The organism is Acinetobacter sp. R933-2, from assembly GCF_030325485.1.
In the GTDB taxonomy this organism is placed as follows: domain Bacteria; phylum Pseudomonadota; class Gammaproteobacteria; order Pseudomonadales; family Moraxellaceae; genus Acinetobacter; species Acinetobacter sichuanensis.
In genome coordinates, this window is sequence record NZ_JACAIJ010000003.1 from 92849 (window position 1) to 115559 (window position 22711).

The 22711-nt window shown below is 36.3% G+C and carries 21 protein-coding genes; 5 read left to right on the top strand and 16 right to left on the bottom strand.

The genetic code is table 11. From position 1 onward, the window contains the following. Positions 1–28: 28 nt before the first annotated feature. Complete coding sequence (locus tag HX005_RS04560) at positions 29–412, bottom strand: hypothetical protein (RefSeq protein WP_286376453.1); 384 nt, start codon at positions 410–412, stop codon at positions 29–31. A gap of 229 nt (positions 413–641) precedes the next feature. Here HX005_RS04560 and HX005_RS04565 point away from each other — a divergent pair, with 229 nt between their 5' ends. Next, positions 642–1196 (top strand): cytochrome b, encoded by a 555-nt coding sequence (locus HX005_RS04565; protein ID WP_107006571.1) that lies wholly within the window; start codon positions 642–644, stop codon positions 1194–1196. 116 nt (positions 1197–1312) lie between these two features. Here HX005_RS04565 and HX005_RS04570 read toward each other — a convergent pair whose 3' ends face one another. From HX005_RS04570 to HX005_RS04625, 12 genes are all read right to left on the bottom strand, one after another. Continuing rightward, positions 1313–2314 (bottom strand): adenosine deaminase, encoded by a 1002-nt coding sequence (locus tag HX005_RS04570; RefSeq protein ID WP_286376454.1) that lies wholly within the window; start codon positions 2312–2314, stop codon positions 1313–1315. Positions 2315–2398: 84 nt separating this feature from the next. Further along, entirely contained in the window at positions 2399–3718 is a 1320-nt protein-coding gene (locus HX005_RS04575; RefSeq protein ID WP_107006569.1) for an NCS2 family permease, read from the bottom strand. A 282-nt stretch (positions 3719–4000) separates the two neighbouring features. Next, positions 4001–4177, bottom strand: coding sequence for a hypothetical protein (locus HX005_RS04580; RefSeq protein WP_171405049.1), 177 nt, complete (start codon positions 4175–4177; stop codon positions 4001–4003). A 412-nt stretch (positions 4178–4589) separates the two neighbouring features. Next, positions 4590–5033 (bottom strand): 2-amino-4-hydroxy-6-hydroxymethyldihydropteridine diphosphokinase, encoded by a 444-nt coding sequence (locus HX005_RS04585; protein WP_286376455.1) that lies wholly within the window; start codon positions 5031–5033, stop codon positions 4590–4592. Beyond that, positions 4990–5370 carry a dihydroneopterin aldolase gene (folB, locus tag HX005_RS04590; RefSeq protein WP_286376583.1) on the bottom strand — a complete coding sequence of 127 codons (381 nt, stop codon included), beginning with the start codon at positions 5368–5370 and terminating at the stop codon, positions 4990–4992. Before folB ends, HX005_RS04585 begins: the two co-directional genes overlap by 44 nt. Before the next feature lie 119 nt (positions 5371–5489). Further along, positions 5490–6788: an ABC1 kinase family protein gene (locus HX005_RS04595; RefSeq protein WP_286376584.1), complete on the bottom strand. Its 1299-nt coding sequence runs from the start codon at positions 6786–6788 to the stop codon at positions 5490–5492. A gap of 51 nt (positions 6789–6839) precedes the next feature. Further along, a complete protein-coding gene (locus tag HX005_RS04600; protein WP_286376585.1) occupies positions 6840–7586 on the bottom strand; it encodes a HesA/MoeB/ThiF family protein in 747 nt (248 codons plus the stop codon). A 501-nt stretch (positions 7587–8087) separates the two neighbouring features. Next, positions 8088–9734, bottom strand: a complete 1647-nt coding sequence (locus HX005_RS04605) for an AMP-binding protein (RefSeq protein WP_286376456.1) — start codon at positions 9732–9734, stop codon at positions 8088–8090. Between the two features lie 198 nt (positions 9735–9932). Continuing rightward, complete coding sequence (locus tag HX005_RS04610) at positions 9933–10499, bottom strand: LemA family protein (protein ID WP_286376457.1); 567 nt, start codon at positions 10497–10499, stop codon at positions 9933–9935. Positions 10500–10521: 22 nt separating this feature from the next. Continuing rightward, entirely contained in the window at positions 10522–11547 is a 1026-nt protein-coding gene (locus HX005_RS04615; RefSeq protein WP_286376458.1) for a hypothetical protein, read from the bottom strand. 197 nt (positions 11548–11744) lie between these two features. Further along, the gene (locus HX005_RS04620; protein WP_107006562.1) at positions 11745–13127 is read right to left on the bottom strand and encodes an amino acid permease; all 1383 of its coding nucleotides are present in this window, start codon (positions 13125–13127) and stop codon (positions 11745–11747) included. Positions 13128–13297: 170 nt separating this feature from the next. Continuing rightward, positions 13298–15019, bottom strand: a complete 1722-nt coding sequence (locus tag HX005_RS04625) for an alpha-keto acid decarboxylase family protein (protein ID WP_286376459.1) — start codon at positions 15017–15019, stop codon at positions 13298–13300. A 130-nt stretch (positions 15020–15149) separates the two neighbouring features. On the opposite strand from HX005_RS04625, the gene HX005_RS04630 reads away from it, so the two are divergent. Continuing rightward, positions 15150–15617, top strand: coding sequence for an Lrp/AsnC family transcriptional regulator (locus HX005_RS04630; RefSeq protein WP_107006560.1), 468 nt, complete (start codon positions 15150–15152; stop codon positions 15615–15617). Positions 15618–15704: 87 nt separating this feature from the next. Here the strand turns inward: HX005_RS04630 and HX005_RS04635 are convergent, their stop codons facing one another. Next, the gene (locus HX005_RS04635; protein WP_107006559.1) at positions 15705–17237 is read right to left on the bottom strand and encodes a pyridoxal phosphate-dependent decarboxylase family protein; all 1533 of its coding nucleotides are present in this window, start codon (positions 17235–17237) and stop codon (positions 15705–15707) included. Positions 17238–17240: 3 nt separating this feature from the next. After that, positions 17241–18614, bottom strand: coding sequence for a diaminobutyrate--2-oxoglutarate transaminase (locus HX005_RS04640; RefSeq protein WP_107006558.1), 1374 nt, complete (start codon positions 18612–18614; stop codon positions 17241–17243). 465 nt (positions 18615–19079) lie between these two features. Here HX005_RS04640 and HX005_RS04645 point away from each other — a divergent pair, with 465 nt between their 5' ends. The 3 genes from HX005_RS04645 (at position 19080) to HX005_RS04655 (ending at position 21483) form a co-directional block, all read left to right on the top strand. Continuing rightward, positions 19080–19784, top strand: a complete 705-nt coding sequence (locus HX005_RS04645) for an SIMPL domain-containing protein (protein ID WP_286376460.1) — start codon at positions 19080–19082, stop codon at positions 19782–19784. Between the two features lie 199 nt (positions 19785–19983). Then, positions 19984–20580: a phosphatase PAP2 family protein gene (locus HX005_RS04650; protein ID WP_107006556.1), complete on the top strand. Its 597-nt coding sequence runs from the start codon at positions 19984–19986 to the stop codon at positions 20578–20580. A gap of 123 nt (positions 20581–20703) precedes the next feature. Next, positions 20704–21483, top strand: coding sequence for a sulfite exporter TauE/SafE family protein (locus HX005_RS04655; RefSeq protein WP_286376461.1), 780 nt, complete (start codon positions 20704–20706; stop codon positions 21481–21483). A 129-nt stretch (positions 21484–21612) separates the two neighbouring features. Here HX005_RS04655 and HX005_RS04660 read toward each other — a convergent pair whose 3' ends face one another. Then, complete coding sequence (locus HX005_RS04660; protein WP_107006554.1) at positions 21613–22707, bottom strand: fatty acid desaturase family protein; 1095 nt, start codon at positions 22705–22707, stop codon at positions 21613–21615. Positions 22708–22711 lie beyond the last annotated feature (4 nt).

The window sequence follows — 22711 nt, forward strand, 5'->3', positions numbered from 1 at the left end:
AGTCAGCCTCTATAAAGTATAACACAAATTATTTTACAGCTTCTGCTACACACGCATTGATCGTTTTCGTCACAGCATTTGATACAATCGTTGCTCTTGCTTGAGGGTCAATTGCAGCCGTTGCTAAGTCTACTGCTGTTACACTTTGCGGTGCCTTGTCGCTCACACAGCCACAAATTTCACCTTGAACATTGGTTTTTTGTTCAGTAGTCATTAACTTTGTTGCAGTTTGCCAAGCAGGTAAATTATTCAGTTCAGTTGTACATTTCGCATTAATCGCAATTTTTAATGCCGCAGTACCCAATTGCTGTGTAGTCGTTGCTGCTGAATTATTCCCCGTTGTGCCTGTCGTTGATGCACATGCTGTCAAAACTAAAGCGATAGGCGCAAGTGTTGCAATCAATTTTTTCACAGTATTTTCCTTTTTATGAAAATTTCGTGGGCATATTGTGCCCAAACTCTTTGACCGAGAAAACTCTATCTTGAACGTATTCTTGTAACGAAAGGCTATTTGTTTAGAAAGCGTACACTTTTTCAAACAGCGTTGCAAAATTAGTGCTCTATCGTTGCAAAATTAACATAGGTATCGCATTTAAAAATTCGCTAGGATATAGACTCCCTGCAAATATGTAATTTTAGCAATGTCACAAAATAAAATGTATTACACAAGAACAGCTCAATGGCTACATTGGATTATGGCAATTATTTTCATTAGTGCTTGGTTCATTGGTTTTTATAGTGGTAATTTTTTAAGCTATGAAGCTGATGGTAGCTTTAAAGGTGATGTCATCACTTTTCATAAAAATATTGCGTCAACCATTCTTTTTTTAGTGATTATTCGTATATTTTGGCGCTATACACACCCTACGCCTGCGCTCCCTGACACCATGTCGCCGATGATGAAAACACTGGCTCATTTAGGTCATTTAGCACTTTATTTTATGTTGTTGGCTCTCCCGATTACAGGTTGTTTATTTAGTTGGAGTGCAGGACACCCTGTTCCTGTTTTATATTTATTTGAAATTCCAAGATTAGTTCAGGACAATCCAGACTTGATGGACATTGTAAAACCATTACATATTTATCTTTCTTGGGCAGCAGGTTTACTTTTAGTTGGTCATATCGCAGCAGCGTTAAAGCATCATTTTGTTGATAAAGATAATGTTTTACGTAGTATGACTCGCCAAAAAGATTAAATCTATTTTCCATATTTCTTATGCGCTAAGATATACAGTTTAAATAACCCAATCTTTATAAAATAGTCAAAAGCAGCATCACTTAATGCTGCTTTTGAGAATTAAACACACAACATTTAGATCAATGCATCTATACGTTCAATCCACATTTTCTTTTCAGCATCTGTAATAAAAGAAGCTTCAAACGCATTTTTAGCCAACTGTTTGAGCTCCTCTGTCGTTAAATTTAAAGCTTCTGCGATCGCAAAATAATTGTCATTCATATATCCCCCAAAATAAGATGGATCATCCGAATTTACCGTCACTTTTACGCCTTGTTGTAGTAAACGCTGAATATTATGCTGTGCCATATCATCAACAACACATAACTTTAAATTGCTCAGTGGGCAAACGGTCAAAGGCATTTTTTCAGCAATTAAACGTTGCATTAAAGTTTCATCTTCTTCAGAGCGAACACCATGATCAATACGATTGACTTTAAGCAGATCTAAAGCTTGCCAAACATAATCTGCTGGACCTTCCTCACCTGCATGTGCAACCACAAGAAAGCCAGCTTCACGTGCTTTGGCAAAAACACGTTCAAATTTTGAAGGTGGATGTCCAACTTCACTAGAATCTAACCCTACCGCAATGATTTGATCTTTATAGGCAAGTGCCTGTTGTAAAGTTTCAAATGCCACATCTTCACTTAAGTGACGTAAAAAACACATAATAAGATGCGAACTAATATTTAACTTTTCATGTGCATCATCACATGCACGTTTTAGTCCAGTAATGACTGTTTCAAAAGCGATACCACGATCTGTATGTGTTTGAGGGTCAAAAAATATTTCTGTATGTACAACATGATCTTCTGCACATTTTTCAAAATACGCCCAAGCCAAATCATAAAAATCTTGTTCATAAATCAGAACATTTGCACCAGCATAATAAATGTCTAAAAATGACTGTAAATTATGAAAGTTATACGCCTGCTTGACTTCCTCTATAGATTTATAGGGAATTTCAATGCGGTTACGTTGAGCAATGGCAAACATCAGTTCTGGCTCAAAAGTTCCCTCAATATGTACATGTAGCTCTGCTTTTGGTAATGCACGAATGAGTTCTGCTTGATTCATATGAAAACCTCAATCTAAATTTTTTAAAATATGAAAATAAAAAAGGGTGCAAACTGAGTTTACACCCTTAAAAAAAATGCTGAATTAGCCACCAAAATACACAAATTTAATCACCCAAAGTAGAGCAATAATCCACACCATATAAGGTACTGTTGCAGCTTTACCTGTGAGTAATTTAACCAAAGCATAGCTAATAAAGCCCATTGCAATACCATCAGCAATTGAATAGGTAAATGGCATAAATACAATGGTTAAAAATGCTGGGACAGCTTCAGTAATATCATCCCATTCAATGTTGGTAATCCCTTGAATCATCAACACACCAACAAACAATAATGCAGGTGCAGTGGCAAAACCAGGAACAGATTGTGCTAAAGGTGCTAAGAATAAACAAGCAATGAACAGACAACCGACCACAATGGCAGTTAAACCTGTACGACCACCCGCAGCAACCCCTGCTGATGACTCAATATAAGGTGTTGTTGAAGATGTTCCCAAAGCCGCACCAGCTACAATTGCTGTAGAGTCAGCAAAGAGTGCTTTTTTCAAACGTGGTAATTTACCATCTTTGAGTAAGCCTGCACGATGAGAAACCCCAACCAAAGTTCCTGTTGAGTCAAATAAATCGACCAAGAAAAATACGAAAATTACACCAATTAAACTCGCTGTAAATAGACCTTCAAAATCCATTTGCATAAACGTTGGTGCAATAGATGGAATTGACCCCACCACACCTTTATAGTCGTTATAGCCCATCACCGTCGATAAAGCTGTCACCACTAAAATACTGATAATAATTGCACCACGCACTTTAAAATGATGCATGACAACAACCAGTAAAAAGCCAAAAAGTGCAAATAAAACAGTTGGATTTTTTAAATCACCTAAACCCACTAAAGTTGCCTGATTTGCAACAATAAGACCTGCATTTTTCAATGCGACCAAAGCAAGGAACAAACCAATACCGCCACCAATCGCAAACTTTAATGACATCGGAATAGCATTTACAATCGCTTCACGGATCTTAAACATGCTGATTGCAATGAACACCAAACCTGAAACAAATACAGCAGCTAAAGCGGTTTGCCAAGGCACACCCATTCCCAAACATACAGAATAAGTAAAGTAAGCATTTAAGCCCATTCCTGGTGCAAGTGCGATTGGATAATTAGCAACTAGCCCCATGACAAAACAGCCAATAGCAGCAGCTAAACAGGTTGCAACAAATACAGCCCCATGATCCATCCCTGTTTCAGATAAGATCAATGGGTTCACAATGATGATGTAACACATTGTTAAAAATGTTGTTACACCTGCAATAATTTCAGTTTTGAACGTGGTTTTGTTCTCACTGAGTTTGAATAAGCGTTCAAGCAAACCCGCAGAAGGATTTGGAGTCGTCATTGTTGAGCCCCTATGAAAATTGAGCTATTCATTAAAAGAGTTATAGGCATAAAAAATGAAAATCCCACACAGTATTATGTAGAATACATTCAATTTACATACCAAAGTAGCAAGATAAATAAAGATAACGTTAATTAAAAAAGCTGCAAAAATGCAGCTTTTTCTACGTTTTAAGGCAATCAAAATTATTACCTTATTCTCTATCTTTGTATGATTGGCAAATTATACCATATTGTTTATTTATTTTTTAAAAATACAAAATCACCATAACCAATTCAATCACTATTTCACATAATTCATATTATTATGCGGATTGTTTTCCACCGATAAAATATTTTTATTGGCTTCTTGAATGAGCTTTAACATGTCTTGTTGCTTACGTTTATTGGTATCAATATATGTCCAATAACCAACAAGAAAAAGTGAGCTTAGAGAAAATAATACGATTATCTTGACCATGAGTTTTCTATTCTTAGCGACTTTCATCTATTTTAACACCAAAAATGTGATTTAGTTTGCAATTTAATTAAATTTTCTAAAGAATATTTTTAGATCTACAAATCAATCTCAAAGAAATAAATTTAAGTGCTTGATCTTATTTTATAAAACATATCACTCCAGTTATAAACTAGTCATAAAAAAGTTCTATTCAAAATATACTTATACACGACTTACTCAAGATATAATACACAGATATAAAATAAACAATAACGAAAATAATCATTCAAACAATAGTTTAATTATACCAAAATAAAAATACTGAGCGATAAAATAAAATATGATCAGCGATTACATTTTATTTTTTCTTAAAAATAATCACTCAACCAAATATTCTAAAGATAGATTTATTGATCAAGATATTCTTTGAAAATTAAACTGAAGAATGAAGAAAAACTTGCGGATATTGATGAGCTGTATGATTAAAAATTGGATTTTCCCAAATATTACGCATGGGTATTTTTACATCTAAAGCCAAAGGTAATTTTTTCGGGTTAAATTGCATTGCACTTAGGTCTTTGCCCCATGCAATCAAATCAATATCTAAAGAAATTTGGTGTGAAGGTCTGACTCGTCCTGAATCCTGTTCCATTTTCTTTAAAATCGTCTGTATTTCATCTAAAGATAAGGTACTTTTTAGTAAACAAGCAGCATTCCAATATTCTGCACCTACGCCATCACGACAAGGAATAACGTAAATATTGGAAAAGATCACCTCGCCCAAAGTTGAAATTTGAGCAAAAGTATTTTGAAAATAGTACTTAGGTTGATGATTACTGGCTAGCGCTAGGGCGAAAATCATTTCGGTGGCGTTCAAGACGAATTCCTACAGAATTTGCTTGCGGGATAATGGCAGGCTTACGAACCACAATGATAATAGATTCAATTGCAGGAAAGGTAGTAAAAAGTGCATTCAACACTAATTTTGCGGCATGTTCGATTAATTTTGGGGCAGCCTCTTGAATAACCTGAGCTGAAATTTCACAAATCTCTGCATAATTCAGCGTATCCACTAACTCATCTGAATCTGCCGCTTGTTGCAAAGATGTATGTATCGTCAAATCTAGCATCAAAGGTTGAATAATCTGTCGCTCCCAATTAAAACAGCCGACAACTGTATCAACTTTCAAACCTTCAATAATAATTGCATCCATGACACTCAAATTCTCTATTTCAATTTAAAAAAGACTTCCTTTAAAAAAAGGAGATATTTAAGGGAATTTTCCAATAAAAACTCCCTTATCACTTCCATTTTAAGAGAAGGAACACTCAATCACTGCTTCAATAAAGTTGCAGGATCTAGATTTTGTACCATTTGCAAACGTTGATCTGCATAAATATCAGTATATGGCGCAAGAACACGCATAAAACGATCAAAATACAACATTTGCTTAAATAATAAAGCAAAATCACGTGGGAAACGAATGCCATGGCGCTCGCCTACTGCCACCATATCTAACATAATGTCATTGAGGTCAGAAGGATTTGAGGTCATGATTTGCTGTGGATCTGTCAATAAAACACCACTAAATAAACGCTCCAAATCAGCAGCAAGCACTTTGGTGTCAATTTGTTGATCTGTCATGCCCATTTTCAGCATATTTTCAGCCATTAAAATATAGTCAGTACGTTGTAAAGCATCCATAAATGCCATACATGCTGTCCATACTTGTGGGTTTAATTGACCTACGATACCAAAATCAATAAAACCTATACGACCATCTTCAAGTAACATCAGGTTACCTGCATGCAAATCGGCATGGAAACTTTCACACATCATTAAACTACCGAACCATGTATTCATCGCGGTAATTAATACTTGTGATGGGTCTTTTGCCACTTTTTTAACAACTTCAAAGTCAGTCAGTGGCACACCATATAAACGCTGCATGGTTAAGACACGGCGTGTTGAATATTGGTGATAAACTTTCGGTGCAGTTGCTGCATGATTTTGTGAAACGTTTAAATAATTCACAAAATCATCTAAGTTTTTGGCTTCTTCAATAAAATCAACCTCACGTACCATACGTGTTTTGATTTCATCTACAATGTCTGCCAATGAAGCAAATTTTACTTTAGGCACTGCTTTTTCAAGCAGTTTCGTTGCCCAATGTAGTACATTCAAATCGGTATAAAGAATGGTTTCTACACCTGGTTTTTGTACTTTAATCACAACATCTTCGCCACTGACCAGTTTTGCTGCGTGTACTTGAGCAATAGAAGCAGAAGCTAAAGGCTTTTCTTCAATAGAAGCAAAAATCTCAGTCAAATCACGACCCGCAAACTCTTCAGCTAACACAGTTTTCACATAGCTAAAAGGTAAATAAGGCGTTTGATCTAGACAGCCTTGAAACTCTTCCACATATTCACGTGGAAATAATGAAGGTGTACTCGCAACAAATTGTCCGAGTTTAATATAGGTTGAGCCTAAAGACTCGAAAGTCTCTCGCATCAATTTTGCATTACTTGGTTTTTCAGTGGCATATTTAATGCCCGCTTTTGCTGCAATCACTGCCGTTTCACCGACACGGGCAACGGAGCGCAGTCCATCTAAGAAAATTTTGTTTTTCATCATGTCTAAGTACAAGCAAAGAATAAAAATAATGGGATTGAGTTTAACAAATTAAATGACATTTGCAGTATGGCTTGCCTGACAGTTTGCACAATCTTGATCTTTTTCAAAGCTTAAAATTCGTTGTTTCATTGTTAAGCCATCCCAAAGCAAGAGTTTTTGTTTCAACGCCATCCGATTTAAACCCAAATATAAAAGTGCATGATGTGCTTGCAAACTCGCCATTACATTCGGGGTCGTTGCCAAAACACCTGTATCAGCACAGCGTAAGCTTTCATTGGCATGTTGTTCTTTGGGAAATAGACACTCATAACATGCCGAATGCTCTGCCACCATAAACAATTGCCCTTGAAAACCAATCGCAGAAGCACTAATCAAAGCAATATTATGCTGAGTACACATTTGATTAACCAAATAGCGAGTTTCAAAGTTATCACAACCATCTAAGACTAAATCTTGAGCATGAATGAGTTGCTCAGCATTTTGTGATGTGAGTTTTTCTGTAATACTTTCAACCTGTATAAAAGGATTAATTTGTTGTAGTCGTTTCGCCAAAATTTCGGCTTTATAAAAACCAATATCTTGCTGACTATACGCGATTTGTCGTTGTAAATTACTCATTTCTACTGTATCTGCATCAATCAGAGTAATTTTCCCTACACCTGCACGTGCAAGCAATTCAGCAGTGGTACAACCAATTCCGCCACATCCCACAATAAGTACATTGGCAAGTTTTAATTTTTCCTGCGCTTCAATATCCCAACCATCAAGCAGTATTTGACGTGAATAAAGATGCATTTCTGCATCACTGAGTTCCAAATCTAGCGCAAGTTCTGTTACCACAGGAATATCCTTTTCAGATGAATCTTGATCAGTTGAAGTATTATTATAGTTGATCTACTGTGATTAGGAGATTTAACTTTAAATACTTAATTTCAAAACTCATTAAATTAAATTTAAATTATTGAAATTTGACAATATTTTTAAATAATGTAGAATAATTTTTAAGCAACCTAATTTATTCAAATCAGCTTCATTCGCTCAATGAATTTAGATCATTTTTATCTTTTTATAAAAGGAGTAAATGGCAAATGTTTAAAGCGTTTAAACAATTATTTTGTAAACATCACTTTGTTCAATATGAGATGCAACATTTACATATTGCTGAATGTGTCAAATGTGGTGTGCAATTTCCGCATTAAATGATCAACCTATAAAAACCGTTTTATGACCTGAATCAAAAGGTAGATGCAAAAATCAAAGCACCCATTTCGGGTGCTTAGAGGAGTGCTGAAACACTTAAACGGCTTGTTGTATCATCTGTAGCTTTGCAATTTCTTGTTGTTTCAATAAATTACGCTGAATTTTTCCACTCGATGTTTTTGGCAAATGCTCTACAAACTCGATCTCACGTGGATATGAATGTTTAGATAAACGAGAACGCACATAATCTTGTAATTGATTGGCTAATGCAGCCGATGCCGCAACTTGAGGTTTCAAAACCACAAAAGCTTTGACAATTTCAGTACGTTCTATATCTGGTTTACCAATGACTGCTGACTCTAATACTTCTACACATTCTAAAAGTGTACTTTCAACATCAAAAGGACCTACACGATAGCCTGATGTTGTAATCACATCATCAGCACGACCCACAAAATCAATCCCGCCTAACTCATTGAGTTTGACCGTATCACCTGTTAAATAATAATGCCCAACAAATGATTTACGGTTATTACCACCATAACCTTTAAACCATGTTAGGGGAGATTGTGAAAAATCAATTGCCAATGTTCCAATCTCACCACGCTCGACTTCTTCATGCTTTTGATTGAGTACAGCAAAACGATGTCCAGGATTTGCAAAACCTGCTGAACCAATCTTCACTGGATGCTGCAAAGCATGATGATTACCGATCACCATTCCCAATTCAGTTTGCCCATACTGATCAAAAATATTGACCTTTAAATCTTGCTTAAACCAATGAATCACTTCAGGCGTTAAGGGTTCACCTGCACTACTGACCACACGCAAATGCGCTTGAATTGAAGCATCAAATTTTTCTTTAAAGCCAAAAAACATACGAAAAGCGGTCGGTGAACCTGTTAAATTACTGACTTTGTATTTTTTGATTATTTCCAAGGCATTATCTACACTAAATGCACGCTCATCCATCATGATGCTATGCCCCAACGCCAATGGACCTGTAATACCATAATACAAACCATACGCCCAACCAGGGTCAGCTAAATTCCAAAACGAATCTTCTTCAGTTAATCCAACTGCATGCAACATATATTCTTTAAATGCCAAAACTGCCTTTAAAGGAACAGGAACAGATTTTGCCAAACCTGTCGTTCCTGAGGTAAACATCATTAAAAAATCATCATCAAAACCAAGTTGTACAGCTTCAAATGCTGCATGTTGTTTATCGACTTCTTGCCAAAAATCTGGGTCAATTTTTTTCTCATGTTGATCTGTATAGACCGTCAAAATTTGTGCAACTTCAATATGATTTAATTTACTTCGTTGCTCTGAATTGGTCACAACTAGTTGAGTATTGGCAGTATCAAGGCGATGCTCTATCGCTTTCGACTCAAAAGCAGTAAATAAAGGCTGATAAATTGCACCAATTCGCCATGTTGCCAAAATAGTGATTAATAACTCAGGCGTACGTGGCAATAAACCTGCAATACAATCCCCAGTTTGAATCCCCACATGCTTAAAGTAATTGGCTAATTTTCCTGAAGCTTCCGCAAGTTGCTCAAACGTCCATTGTTCAGATCTGCCATCTTTCGCTTGCCAAATCAGAGCAACTTTGTCTGAGCCAACATAACGTTCACAACATTCAATATACGCATTCAGTGCTTGTGCTGTGCCCACTAAACTCTTTGAAATCAATGCTTCATAATCAAAATCTTGATGCGCTTGTTCTAATGTCTTCATGATAATATCCTTTTAATCCCTGTGCAAACATCATAATTTTTATGACATTTTTCGCATATTTTTATTTTGAAAGCTCATTCATTGAGCATTTCTAAAGATAGGAATAGATAATCATGAATATAAATATTGAACAATTTCCAAACACCGCAAAGATCATGCAGTTTTTGGATATTTAACAATAAAAGCAATTTTATTATTTTAAAAATTTGGTCGATAATCAAAATTTTTCAACAAAATTGGATCTGAAAATGGACGTATTGCCTTTTTTGATAAGGTCAATGTATTAATTAAATTGTTTGGAAAAACCTGAATTGTATTGTTAAATTCTTCAACATTTCGATTAAAAATCGTAATGGCTGCGCCCACATTTTCATTCTGCTCTTGAATCTCATCCATCATTTTTAGATAAATCTGATCTGCTTTGAGTTCAGGATAATTTTCTACCACGACATTTAAATTTTTTATCAAATCTTGACTGAGCTTTTCAATATGTTGCAATTGAGAAACATCTGTATGATTCAAATTGAGATTTAAAATTTGTTGACGTAATTCAGTGACCTTTTCTAAAGTCGATTTTTCAAACTCAGTATATTTTGTCAAAACTTGTTCTAGATTGCCTAAAATTTTGGCTTTTTGTACTTCAAAATTTGCAACTTCAGCCCAAGCTCGTTTGGTTGCATTAAAATAACGAACAATATTATTACGAATAATCACTGCCCAAATAAATACAAGGACGAAAATTGCAATAAAAATGATGATCCCCATTTCACATTCTCCTTATTATTGTTTATGTGATTAAGCTTAACATGCTACGTTTAAATTTTTCATATTCAGGCATCCTAAAAGTTCTTAAATGCCCACGAAGTGTGGAAATATCACGAATTTGTTGTTTCTGTTGTGATTGCTGAAATAAATTTTGATTTCCCATATAGCACAACATATCTTCTGCAAAATGAAATACAACTTCACCTGAATAATCTTGAAAAAAATCACTCAATTTTAAAGTCATCATTGGGCTAATATGACGTGCAAGTTGATTTTGATCATGCCCAAATATCCTAAGATTTTCATTCACTAAAATATCACTGGTTGACCATTTTTGTGTATAAGGTTCAAAAAATGCATGGCGCTGATTAGTTACTGCAAAACCTAAACGAGGCATATCAAAAATAAAAACACCCCACTGATCTTTGCGTATCCCTTGCATTTTATTCTGATCTTTATTGAACTGACTCATTGGCAATTCATTGATGTAATAATAATGAAACAATAAGACTGGGTATTTTTTATGTTCAATCTCCCATGTTGTAGCAATATATTGAGTAATTTCATTTGTTGCATTTCCCTTTGAAAATAAAGGAAAAGATTGCTTTAATTTACTCATAACCAAAAGTGAGTTACTACTTTGTGGCAAAAAGCTTGGAACACGATTAAAATTTAAATCATAACGCAACACGATCATACGTTGCTCTAAAAAATAAATAACCTCTTCAATCGGTGAACGAGGTTCATAAATTAAATAAGCAAAAAATAAACACAATAGACCGACCAAGAAAGTCAAAGCATAGGGAATATAAACATGAATCATCCAACCAAAAATCAGAATAAAAACACCTAAAACTATGAATAAATGGGCAATAAAATTGTGGAAATATAAATCTTTACACTCACCCCAAGGATGCAATCCATCTAAAATATTTTGTGTTGATGTTGCTTGTTCACCTATTTTCCATAGTCGAGCAACATTTTTCATCACCTGTTGATTTTGTTTTGTAGTTACATGCCGCCATGTTTTCACAGTTTGAATAGGCATAATCTGCTAAAAATTTATTCTTAAATATATGAACAATTATGCTTTAATTCTTTGAATGATCAAAGATAAATAATAAACATAAAAAATCCGAGTTAAATGATTAACTCGGTTTCTCAAAAATTACTCGAATTATTGCAAAAAATGATTCTACAAAACAATTTCGGGAAAACTTTAACGACAAGTCTAGAACATTTTATTTAGCGAGAAATACCTACCTCAGACATGATTGGGGCTTTTTTACGATATTTTGTCATATACATAACCCCTAAAAATATCAACCACACAGGAATCATCACCACGGCAATACGCATATCTGGTGTAAAACTCATCACAATCAAGATAAAGAATACAAAAGCAATCGTGAGATAATTTGACCACGGTGCAAACAAACTCTTAAATGAAGTCTGCTCACCTGTGCTTAACATTACTTTTCTAAATTTTAAATGTGTAATTGAAATCATCAACCAGTTAATCACCAATGCGGAGACCACCAACATCATTAAAAGTTCAAATGCTTTGCTTGGCATGATGTAGTTGATCAAAACACAAAGTGCTGTCACAGCCGATGACAATAGAACAGCATTCACAGGAATGCCACGTTTATTCACTTTCTTGAGAAATTGAGGTGCATTCCCCTGTTCAGCCAAACCATGTAACATTCGTGTATTGCAATAAATACAACTGTTATAAACTGAGATGGCTGCAATCAACACCACAAAATTTAAAACATTTGCCACGCCACCACTATTTAAAGATTGGAAAATTAATACAAATGGACTACCGCCTTGTGCAACCTGATTCCATGGATATAAACAAAGTAAAATTCCAATCGCACCGACATAAAAAATCAGCACACGGTATACAATTTGATTGACTGCTTTCGGAATGGTTTTCTGAGGATTTTTAGTTTCTGCCGCCGCAATCCCAATCAACTCAAGCCCACCAAAAGCAAACATAATCATCGCCATAGCCATGATAAAGCCATGTATACCATTGGGGAAAAACCCACCGAATTGCCAAAGATTGCTCACGCTCGCCTGCGAACCTGCTTGTCCACTCAACAACAAATAAGCACCAAAACCAATCATGCTCAAAATCGCCACAATTTTAATCATTGAAAATAAAAATTCAGATTCACCAAAAAACTTTACATCAATGAGGTTAATCCCATTCATCAAAATAAAAAAGAAAAGTGCTGTTAACCATGTTGGAATCTCAGGCCACCAAAAATGTATAAATGTACCAATCGCAGAAAGTTCTGCCATACTGACCAAAACATACAACACCCAATAATTCCAACCTGACATAAAGCCAGCCATTTTACCTAGATATTTATTGGCAAAATAACTAAAAGAACCACTAACAGGCTCATGTACGACCATTTCACCGAGTTGTCGCATGATCAAAAATGCAATCACACCTGCCAAAGCATAACCTAACAATACTGAAGGTCCTGCAAGCTTAATGGTTTGAGAAAGCCCAAGAAATAAACCTGTTCCGATTGCACCACCTAGTGCAATCAATTGAATATGACGATTGGAAAGCTCTTTTTTTAGGGTATTTTTTTCCTGAATTTCCATATTAACTCCTGTGTTGTCGTATCCATGACAACTTTTTTAGAAGAAATAATCTTTACCGGCTCATACCTTAAAGATCATAGTTTGATTAGCATCACATTTTAGAAATAACTTGAATTGGAAAATAAAAAAGAAGAGGAAATGTAGCACTGCCACTACATTTCCTCTTTGCGTCAAAACGAAATCGCATCCTGACATTTTATATACTGTTCAGGCATTTTTAGTTTTTGGTAAGCATGATCCCCATAGTCATAACGAGCTACGACATCAGCAAATTTTTGTAGGCTAAGTGGCGCATCCATCGCGGGTAGTTTTAATTCAATAAACGATAAATGCTGATGATCATTGATTTTTTCTAAGGCTTGCTCAAGCTCTAAAACCGTTTCCACGATACATGTTTCATAGGTATTTTTCCCATTAAATACATGAACCATTTCGGTATATTTCCAGTTTTGAATGTCGTTATAAGCTGCTTTTTCTCCTAAGATCAAACGTTCAATGGTATAACCACCATTATTAATGACAAAAATAATCGGCTTAAGATCATGTCGAATAATCGTTGAAAGTTCCTGCATAGTCAGTTGTATAGAACCATCACCAATAAACAAAACATGACGACGTTTTGGTGCTGCTTTCATTGCCCCTAATAATGCTGGCAAGGTATAACCAATCGAACCCCAAATTGGCTGAGCGATGTATTTTGCTGTTTTTGGCAATCTAATACCTGATAGAGCAGAATTTGAAGTACCTACTTCACCAATGACCACATCATTTTCTTTTAAAAATGCACCGATATATTTCCACAAAATATCATGTGAAAGCTTTCGTGAAGCTTGAATACTTTGCGGTACAAAAGGCGTTGCCTCTAATACAGGTTTGAGGACTTTTCGAGTAGGTAATGCATCACAAAGTGCAGTCAACAATTCAGATAATTCAATCGCAGGAAAGTTTTGACCAAAAATATTTAAATCATACTGCTTAATATCTACAAACGTTTTGGGATTAATTTGATGGGTAAAATACCCAGAACCCACATCTGTAAATCGTGCGCCAATCGCTATTAAACAATCTGAATTCTCAACCAATTGACGGACGATTTGCTGACTTGCTGCGCCCACATAGACACCTGCAAACAATTGTGAGGATTCATCAACAATATTTTTCGCTGTGCTTAAACACACATAAGGAATTGCATATTGGTTTGCTAATTTTTCAACAAGCTGCGTCACTTGGAAGATTTGCGCTTCATTATCAATCAAAAGCACTGGGCTTTTTGCATGCACAATCGCACTCGCCAGTATTTCAATTGCATTTTCAAGTAATTCAGGATCACTTTTCGGCATAACAAAATTTAAAGGCTGGTCTTCCACCTGTATTTTGACATGGGTAATATCTGATGGAAGCTGGATGTGCACAGGTCGTTTTTCTATAAAACATTGTTGCAATACACGGTCTATTTCTTTGGCTGCATTTGCAGGTGTTAAACGGGTCTGCGCCACTGTAAACTCTCGCATACAGTTCATGATATTGTCATAATTACCATCAACCAAGGTATGGTGTAAAAGTGCACCATTTTTTACTGCATGCAAAGGTGGAATCCCTGAGATATGAACCACCGCAACATTTTCAGTATAAGCACCTGCAATCCCGTTGATCGCACTTAAGTCCCCTACACCATATGTGGTTGCAAGCGCAGAAAAACCGTTGATTCGTGCATAACCATCGGCAGCATAAGCGGCATTGAGCTCGTTGCAATTGCCAACAAAATCAAGCTGTTTATCTTCTTCAATCTGCTCTAAGTAAGATAAATTAAAATCACCTGGCACACCAAAAACATGTTTAATTCCAAGCTCTTGTAAACGTTTATTCAGGTATTTACCAATTTCTATTAACATATTCACTTTCCTTTACATTATTATTCCCTTTATAAAAATAATATTGCATTTCATTTTTATATTTCATGCATAATAGAAACAGATTTTTTGCAATATGCATGATTTGTGTATCATAAAAGGATTTTATGCAATGGATAAGTTTGATTGGCAAATCATACAAGCATTACAACGCAATGGACGTTTAACCAATCAAGAAATTGGTGACACGATTGGATTATCAGCTTCGCAATGTTCTAGACGTCGACAGATCTTAGAACAAAAAGGCATTATTTTAGGTTATAGCGCCCGAATTCTTCCTCAAGCACTCGGAATAAACGTTATGGCAATGGTTCATGTTAATTTAAGTACGCATGGCGCCGTATCAAAACAGGCTTTTCAAGATTTGATTGAATGTGAAGATCAAATTCAGGAGGCGTTTTCTTTAAGTGGAGATGCAGACTATATGCTCAAGGTTGTTGCTGAAAATTTGGAACAACTTTCACATTTTGTCACAGAGCGATTATTGGCTTGTGATTTTATTGGACATATAAAATCTTACATTGTTTTAAAAAACTTTAAAGAACAGAATCAGATCATGATGAAACCTAAATTTACTTAATAAGAAATACACAAGTTGCTAAAAATTTCATTTTTAAATCAAAAAACCCAGTTTTAAAACTGGGTTTTTCGTTGATGAATACAATGATTAATCAATTGCAGGAGTATAGCTACCATCCGCAATCGCATCTTTAATACGGTCAGCTTCTGCAAGCACAAGTGCAAGCAAATTCTGTACGTTTTCTAAAGTTGCAACTGGACTTAAAGTGGTCATTTTCAATGATTGAACATTGCCAACTTTGGTCACACCAATATTTGCTTCACCACGCGCAAACAATTCATCTGCAACGTTTTGGTTTAGTGTATCAAGTAACTCTACAGGATAACCTGCTGGAATCACACGGAACAACACAGACGCAAATTGTGGATCTACCAACATTTCAAGACCGTCTGTTGCATTGATATAATCTGCAACTTCACGTGTGAGTTTCACACCGTGATCGATCATCGAACCATAAAGCTCTTCACCTAAGTTCTCAATGGTCATCCACAATTTCAACGCATCGAAACGACGAGTTGTTTGTAGTGATTTAGACACTAAGTTCGGTACACCATGCTCTTCATCATAAGCAGAGTTTAAATACTCAGCTTCGTAATGCATGAAACGATAGTTCGCTTCGTCTTTTAACAAGAATGCACCACAAGAAATGCTTTGGAAGTAATGTTTATGGAAATCCAATGTGATCGAATCTGATAATTCAATACCGTCTAACATTGAACGGTAGTCATTTGACAGAATCAATGCACCACCCCATGCAGCATCGATATGCATCCACGCGCCATATTTGGTAGTGATTTCACGAATTTGTTTCAGTGGATCAATTGCACCTGCATCGGTTGTACCCGCAGTTGCAACCACACATGCCACGATTTTGCCTTCAGCTTGCAAATGCGCCATGGTTTTTTCCAGTGCATCTACATCCATCTGAGCATTTTCATTGACAGGAACAGTCACGACTGATTGGAAGCCCATGCCCATCATTGCCATGTTCTTTTGCACAGAGAAATGCGCATTTTCAGAACAAATGACTTTGACATTACGCATTGCTTCATTTGGCACGCCATCGCGCTGAACCGACCACGGATTACCGTTTTCGTCTTTCCAGTTCTTGGCAATACACCAGTCACGAGCAAGTAATACGCCCATCAAGTTAGATTGTGTACCACCTGAAGTGAACACGCCTGCTTGACCTGCGCCATAACCGACTTTTTGACGAAGCCAGTCAATCAACTGCACTTCCATCAAAGAACCCGCAGGGCTTTGATCCCAAGAGTCCATCGACTGGTTCGTTGCATTAATCAACACTTCAGCGATTTGACTGGTCACCATAGTTGGGCAATGCAAATGCGCTAGTGAGTGCGGATGATGTACTTTTAAGCTTTTGTTTAGAAATAATTCAACCATACGCTCAAGCGATTGTTGAAGTCCTAAACCTTCTTTAGATGGATTAAAAGAAATCGCTTGACGAAGTTCTTTAATACTACCGCCTGTATACATTTTGTCGTTTTGCAACCATGCTGCGACCGCTTTGGTCGCCTCACCCATTGCTGACTCATAGTCAGCAATAGATTGAGCATCATTGCAGAGTAACGCTTTACGATGTTCTGCAAAATCTACCATAAATTACGCGCCTCGAACTGCAACAAGTGCTTCTGCAACCGCTTTCTTAAAGCGTGCAATCGCTTGTTCACACTCTTCTTGAGTAATGATTAATGGGCAAAGTAAACGGATCACCGTACCGCTACGACCGCCTTTTTCAAGCAATAATTTATTGTTGAAACAAGCCGTTTGAATTGCAGCAGCCAATTGTGAATCTGCAGGTAATGAACCCATATGGTCTGCTTGTTTACGCTCATCGACAATTTCAACGCCGATCATTAAACCACGACCACGAACATTACCAATACATGGGAATTCAGCAGCCAATTTTTTCAATTCAGCTTGTAAGAAATCACCACGTTCTTGCGCATTTTTCGCCAAGTTTTGCTCTTTAATTACTTGTAAAGAAGCTAAACCTGTACCCATTGCAAGTTGGTTACCACGGAAAGTACCCGTGTGACCTGCTGGTTGCCAAGCATCAAACTTACGTTTAATACCCAATACAGCAAGTGGTAAGCTACCACCAACCGCTTTAGACATCACCACAACATCTGGTTCAATACCTGCATGTTCAAATGCAAACATTTTACCTGAACGCGCAAAACCTGCTTGAACTTCATCAAGAATCAAGACAATGTTATGACGCTCAGTCACTTCACGGATTTTTTGCAACCATTTTACAGGTGCAGTCACCACACCACCTTCACCTTGAATCGCTTCAAGAATCACAGCAGCAGGTTTAGTTACACCACTTTCGACATCTTCAATGAAGTTTTCGAAGAAATAGGTTAAAGCATCTACACCTGCTTCACCGCCAATCCCAAGTGGGCAACGGTATTCATGCGGATATGGCATAAATTGTACGCCTGGCATTAAGCCATTCACCGCATTTTTAGCAGATAAGTTACCCGTCATTGCTAGTGCACCATGAGTCATCCCATGATAGCCACCAGAAAAACTGATTACTGTGCTACGACCTGTATAGGTCTTCGCCAATTTAATCGCTGCTTCCGTACCATCTGCACCAGATGGACCACAGAACTGTAAACAATACTCTTCTTTACCACCTGGTAATTGCTCAAGTAATGCCTCAGTAAAAGCATCTTTTAAAGGCGTTGTTAAATCTAAAGTATGTAAAGGAAGACCACTTGCTAAAGTGTCTTGAATACTCTTAATCACCGCAGGATGGTTATGGCCTAAAGCCAATGTTCCTGCCCCAGCTAAACAATCGAGGTACTTTGTACCTTCAACATCGGTAACCCAACAACCATGTGCTTCCGCTATCGCTAACGGTAATTTACGTGGATAACTACGAACATTCGATTCCATCTGACTTTGGCGAGTCAAGTAGTATTCGTTTGTGGAAGTGGCAGCAGGATTTACAGAAGTAACGCTCATATCGAATTACCATCTCTGATATGGGTTGAAAGAAATAAGTCGGGGGACTTGTGGTCTTTTGACTCGGTGCTTTATAGAAATCTAGTTAGAGTGCTTTTAATATTCCTAACTAGGAGCGCGATAATACAGTTTTTTTCAAGAAAATAAATATCTTTTATGTACTTATCGTCTATTCGTTTATCGAAAAAAACGCTCATTAATATCTATACTAGAATTATCATCATACTATGTGACAAAGCAAAGAAAAGCCTCTAATTTACTTGTTTTTAATTTCTACAATATTTTAATTCATTTATTTTTTACAAAATAGAAATAACATACTAATTTATATCGTATTTTAATTTATTATTTGTTGCAAACTTGGTATAAATTATTACAAATGCACCACAAATTCTGCAAAAGCTCTCCCTGACTTATGCTTAATATCAAATAAATGATTTCAATGAATACTTTTAAGGACAAACTATGCGTTATTTAGCCTTAACCACCCTACTTTTAGGAACAACGCTGAGCACCCTGACTATGGCAGCAGAAAATGACGCGTTAAATTACAATGTTGTCAATGTACAAGCAGACGCAACTCGCCAAGTATCCAATGATGAGATGCATGCTGTCTTATTTATTGAAAAAACCAACAAACAACCTGCTGAATTGTCAGCTCAAATTACACAACTCATGAATCAAGCCATGAGCATTGCTAAAAAATATCCTCAGGTTAAAGTCGAAACAGGTTCTCAAACCACCTATCCGATTTATGACAATGACAACCAAAAATTAAAAGAATGGCGTGGTCGTGCCGAAGTCCAAATTGAAAGCAAAGACTTTAAAGCAGCAAGCCAGTTAATTAATGAGTTGCAACAAACTTTCCAAACTCAATCCATTAACTTTACCGTTTCTGATGAACAACGGAAAAAAGTTGAAAATGAACTTATGGTTGAAGCCTCCAAAAACTTTCAGCAACGTGCGCAAATTTTGACACAGGCATGGAATAAATCGGCATATAACTTGGTGAGCTTAAATATCAACACCAATAATTCTTATCCTCAGCCGATCTATGCGGCACGTGCTAGCATGGCAAAATTTGAAGCAGCCGATGCAGGTGGGCAAAACATGGCTTCTGGCGAGTCTAAAATCACTGTCAATGCCAATGGATCTATCCAATTTAAATAAGTCTTCTTATTTTGACAAAAATACATACCTTATAAAACAGTAGATCAATCCCTTGTTCTGCTGTTTTTTTTATTAAAGTAATCGTCAGATTGGTTTCAAATTTTGAGTTACATTGTTGCTTTTAGGTGAGCACTATATTTCATTTTAATGACAATATGCTTAAAGTAGCCTACCGTCGATTTACTTGAATTTTACTCTAATGTCGATTGAAAACTTAAATTTTGCTGTATTTAATCTTTTAAATGCGCCTGAACATGCATCATCCTTTATGATGCACTATGCGATTTTCATTGCTAATGATTTATTGTATTTAATGATTGTTGTATTTGCCATCTTGTGGTTTCGTGGCGATGAACAAGTCAAAAAACAGATTTTAAAAGCATTCATTTTTACTTGTGTGACACTGTCAATTAGTCAGTTAATTTCACATTTTTTTTATTCTCCACGACCTTTTGTCATGGAAGTCGGTCAAACCTTAATTCAACATAAACCGACAGGTTCTTTTCCAAGTAATCACATGACGATTTTTAGTAGTATCGCCTTTGCTTACTATTTTTCATCACAACGCGAATTGGGTAAATTACTCATCTTGGTCGCGTGGTTAGTGGCATGGTCTCGTGTTTATGTAGGAGTACATTTTCCACTCGATATGATTGGTGCTTTTTTGTTGGCATTATTGGTCAATTTTTCTGGGCTCATGCTATGGCACAAATATAAAGACTTTATTTTAAATCTGGTCTTGTCAATTTATTATCGTATTTTTAGACCTTTTATTGATAAAGGGTATATAAAATAAACACTACCTTCTACATTACAACAACCAAGTCTCAAATCGTGAGACTTGGTTATTTTCATGACTTTCATTACAAATACTTCTAGCATAAACTCGCAACATCTCCTTTTAATATCAGCGCTGACCATGGAATATCAAACCCTTTTAATGGGTCTCGGCTTTTTCGCATTCTGTGGTGGACTGATTGATGCCGCAGTGGGTGGTGGTGGTTTAGTCCAATTACCTGCCCTCATGCATGCTTTGCCAAAACACAGCTTAGCCACTGTTTTTGGTACCAATAAAATGATTGCAATGGCAGGTACATTGTCTTCTGCGCTTGCTTATTTTAAGAAAGTAACCATCAATTGGAAGTTAATCCTACCGACCATGGTTGCTGCATTTATATTTTCTTTCTTTGGAGCAATGTCAGTTTCGCTTATTCCCAAAGAATTCATGCGTTATATCGTGTTCTTTTTGCTGATTGCCATTGCCATTTATACATTTGCCAAAAAAGATCTTGGACAAGTTCATACCGTTTTACAAGCAGGGAAAAAGGAAATTGCGCTCGGTATTTTGTTTGGTGCATGTATTGGTTTTTATGATGGTATTTTTGGTCCAGGAACAGGTAGTTTTTTATTATTCTTATTTGTCAAAGTCTTTGCTTTTGACTTTTTAAATGCCTCTGCTTCAGCAAAACTCGTCAATGTTGCCACCAATGCAGCCGCGATGTTTTTCTTTATTCCAACAGGTCATGTCATTTGGCTCGCAGCCGTTGTCCTTGCTGTATGTAATATTTTGGGAGCAATTACAGGCACAGCATTGGCAATGAAATATGGCAGTGGTTTCATCCGTATTTTCTTTCTGATTTTATTGGTTTTTTTAATTGGGCGAATGGGATCTGATCTATTCTCTTTGTCCTTATTTTAAGGTTTTTTCAATCTTTAATGTTCATGCTGAACATGGTCAATGTGTCGTTTCAATGATCATGACAAAATTCAAACTTATTTCCCAATAAAAAACCGCTCGAAAGCGGTTTTATTTCAAAATCAATGCTGATTATTTTTTAAATGGGAAAGCATATTTGACAATACGTCCAAGTACCTGACCATACTGTTTTAATAAACTTGCATTGTTATAGTTCAAACCATATTTTTCACATACAGCCTGTACTTTCGGTGCCATTTTACGATAACGGCGTGCAGGTACTTCAGGAAATAAATGATGCTCAATTTGATGGCTTAAGTGCCCCGTCAAAATGTGGAACGCTTCTGAACCTGTTAAGTTTGAAGAACCACGAATTTGACGCATATACCAATGACCACGGCTTTCATTTTGTAATACTGTTTTAGGAAAAACTTCTACATCTTTGGTGAAATGACCACAGAAAATAATGCTAAATGTCCAAACATTACGAATACCATTTGCAACCAAATTACCCGTAAATACAGGCAACGCCGCAGGTCCTGCAATTAAAGGAAAAAATACATAATCTTTTAGAAATTGCTTACCTATTTTTTGCTGTGTCGGTTTCCATTCTTTTTTAAACTCAGCCCAAGTTTTTCGCTTGTAAAGCAATTTACCAATTTCAAGATTTTGGATTGCAACACCCCATTGGAATAACAAACAAAATGGAATGCTGTATAAAGGCTGTAATAAATAGCCCGGCTTCCAACGCTGTTCAGGGAAAAGGCGCAATAAACCATAACCAATATCGTCATCCATGCCTTTAATATTAGTATAGGTATGGTGCTTGTAGTTATGGGTTTGACGCCAATTATCAGAAGTACCTACAATATCCCACTCATAATTTGTTCCTTTAAAACGTGGATCATTCATCCAATCATATTGCCCGTGCATGACATTATGACCCAGCTCCATGTTTTCCATGATTTTGGCAAAACCAAGTAAACCTGTACCTAGCAACCATGCTGGTGGGAACCAACCTGCAAAAAGACAAGCGCGCCCTAAAATACTGCTATAGCGAATTGCTGCATAAACCTTTTTAATATATTTCGCATCTTTTTCGCCAATATCATCAAGAACTTCTTGCTTAATTGCATCAAGTTCACGAGCAAGTTCATCTAACTCAAACTGAGTTAACTCACGGTTTTTAGGATTGGTAAAATATTGAATTTTAACTGGCATATTCATGATA

Coding starts and splice junctions, on each gene's coding strand:
- HX005_RS04565 (WP_107006571.1), top strand. CDS start 642: ATGTCACAAAATAAAATGTATTACACAAGAACAGCTCAATGGCTACAT.
- HX005_RS04570 (WP_286376454.1), bottom strand. CDS start 2,314: ATGAATCAAGCAGAACTCATTCGTGCATTACCAAAAGCAGAGCTACAT.
- HX005_RS04575 (WP_107006569.1), bottom strand. CDS start 3,718: ATGACGACTCCAAATCCTTCTGCGGGTTTGCTTGAACGCTTATTCAAA.
- HX005_RS04580 (WP_171405049.1), bottom strand. CDS start 4,177: ATGGTCAAGATAATCGTATTATTTTCTCTAAGCTCACTTTTTCTTGTT.
- folB (WP_286376583.1), bottom strand. CDS start 5,370: ATGGATGCAATTATTATTGAAGGTTTGAAAGTTGATACAGTTGTCGGC.
- HX005_RS04595 (WP_286376584.1), bottom strand. CDS start 6,788: ATGAAAAACAAAATTTTCTTAGATGGACTGCGCTCCGTTGCCCGTGTC.
- HX005_RS04600 (WP_286376585.1), bottom strand. CDS start 7,586: ATGCATCTTTATTCACGTCAAATACTGCTTGATGGTTGGGATATTGAA.
- HX005_RS04605 (WP_286376456.1), bottom strand. CDS start 9,734: ATGAAGACATTAGAACAAGCGCATCAAGATTTTGATTATGAAGCATTG.
- HX005_RS04610 (WP_286376457.1), bottom strand. CDS start 10,499: ATGGGGATCATCATTTTTATTGCAATTTTCGTCCTTGTATTTATTTGG.
- HX005_RS04615 (WP_286376458.1), bottom strand. CDS start 11,547: ATGCCTATTCAAACTGTGAAAACATGGCGGCATGTAACTACAAAACAA.
- HX005_RS04620 (WP_107006562.1), bottom strand. CDS start 13,127: ATGGAAATTCAGGAAAAAAATACCCTAAAAAAAGAGCTTTCCAATCGT.
- HX005_RS04625 (WP_286376459.1), bottom strand. CDS start 15,019: ATGTTAATAGAAATTGGTAAATACCTGAATAAACGTTTACAAGAGCTT.
- HX005_RS04630 (WP_107006560.1), top strand. CDS start 15,150: ATGGATAAGTTTGATTGGCAAATCATACAAGCATTACAACGCAATGGA.
- HX005_RS04635 (WP_107006559.1), bottom strand. CDS start 17,237: ATGGTAGATTTTGCAGAACATCGTAAAGCGTTACTCTGCAATGATGCT.
- HX005_RS04640 (WP_107006558.1), bottom strand. CDS start 18,614: ATGAGCGTTACTTCTGTAAATCCTGCTGCCACTTCCACAAACGAATAC.
- HX005_RS04645 (WP_286376460.1), top strand. CDS start 19,080: ATGCGTTATTTAGCCTTAACCACCCTACTTTTAGGAACAACGCTGAGC.
- HX005_RS04650 (WP_107006556.1), top strand. CDS start 19,984: ATGTCGATTGAAAACTTAAATTTTGCTGTATTTAATCTTTTAAATGCG.
- HX005_RS04655 (WP_286376461.1), top strand. CDS start 20,704: ATGGAATATCAAACCCTTTTAATGGGTCTCGGCTTTTTCGCATTCTGT.
- HX005_RS04660 (WP_107006554.1), bottom strand. CDS start 22,707: ATGAATATGCCAGTTAAAATTCAATATTTTACCAATCCTAAAAACCGT.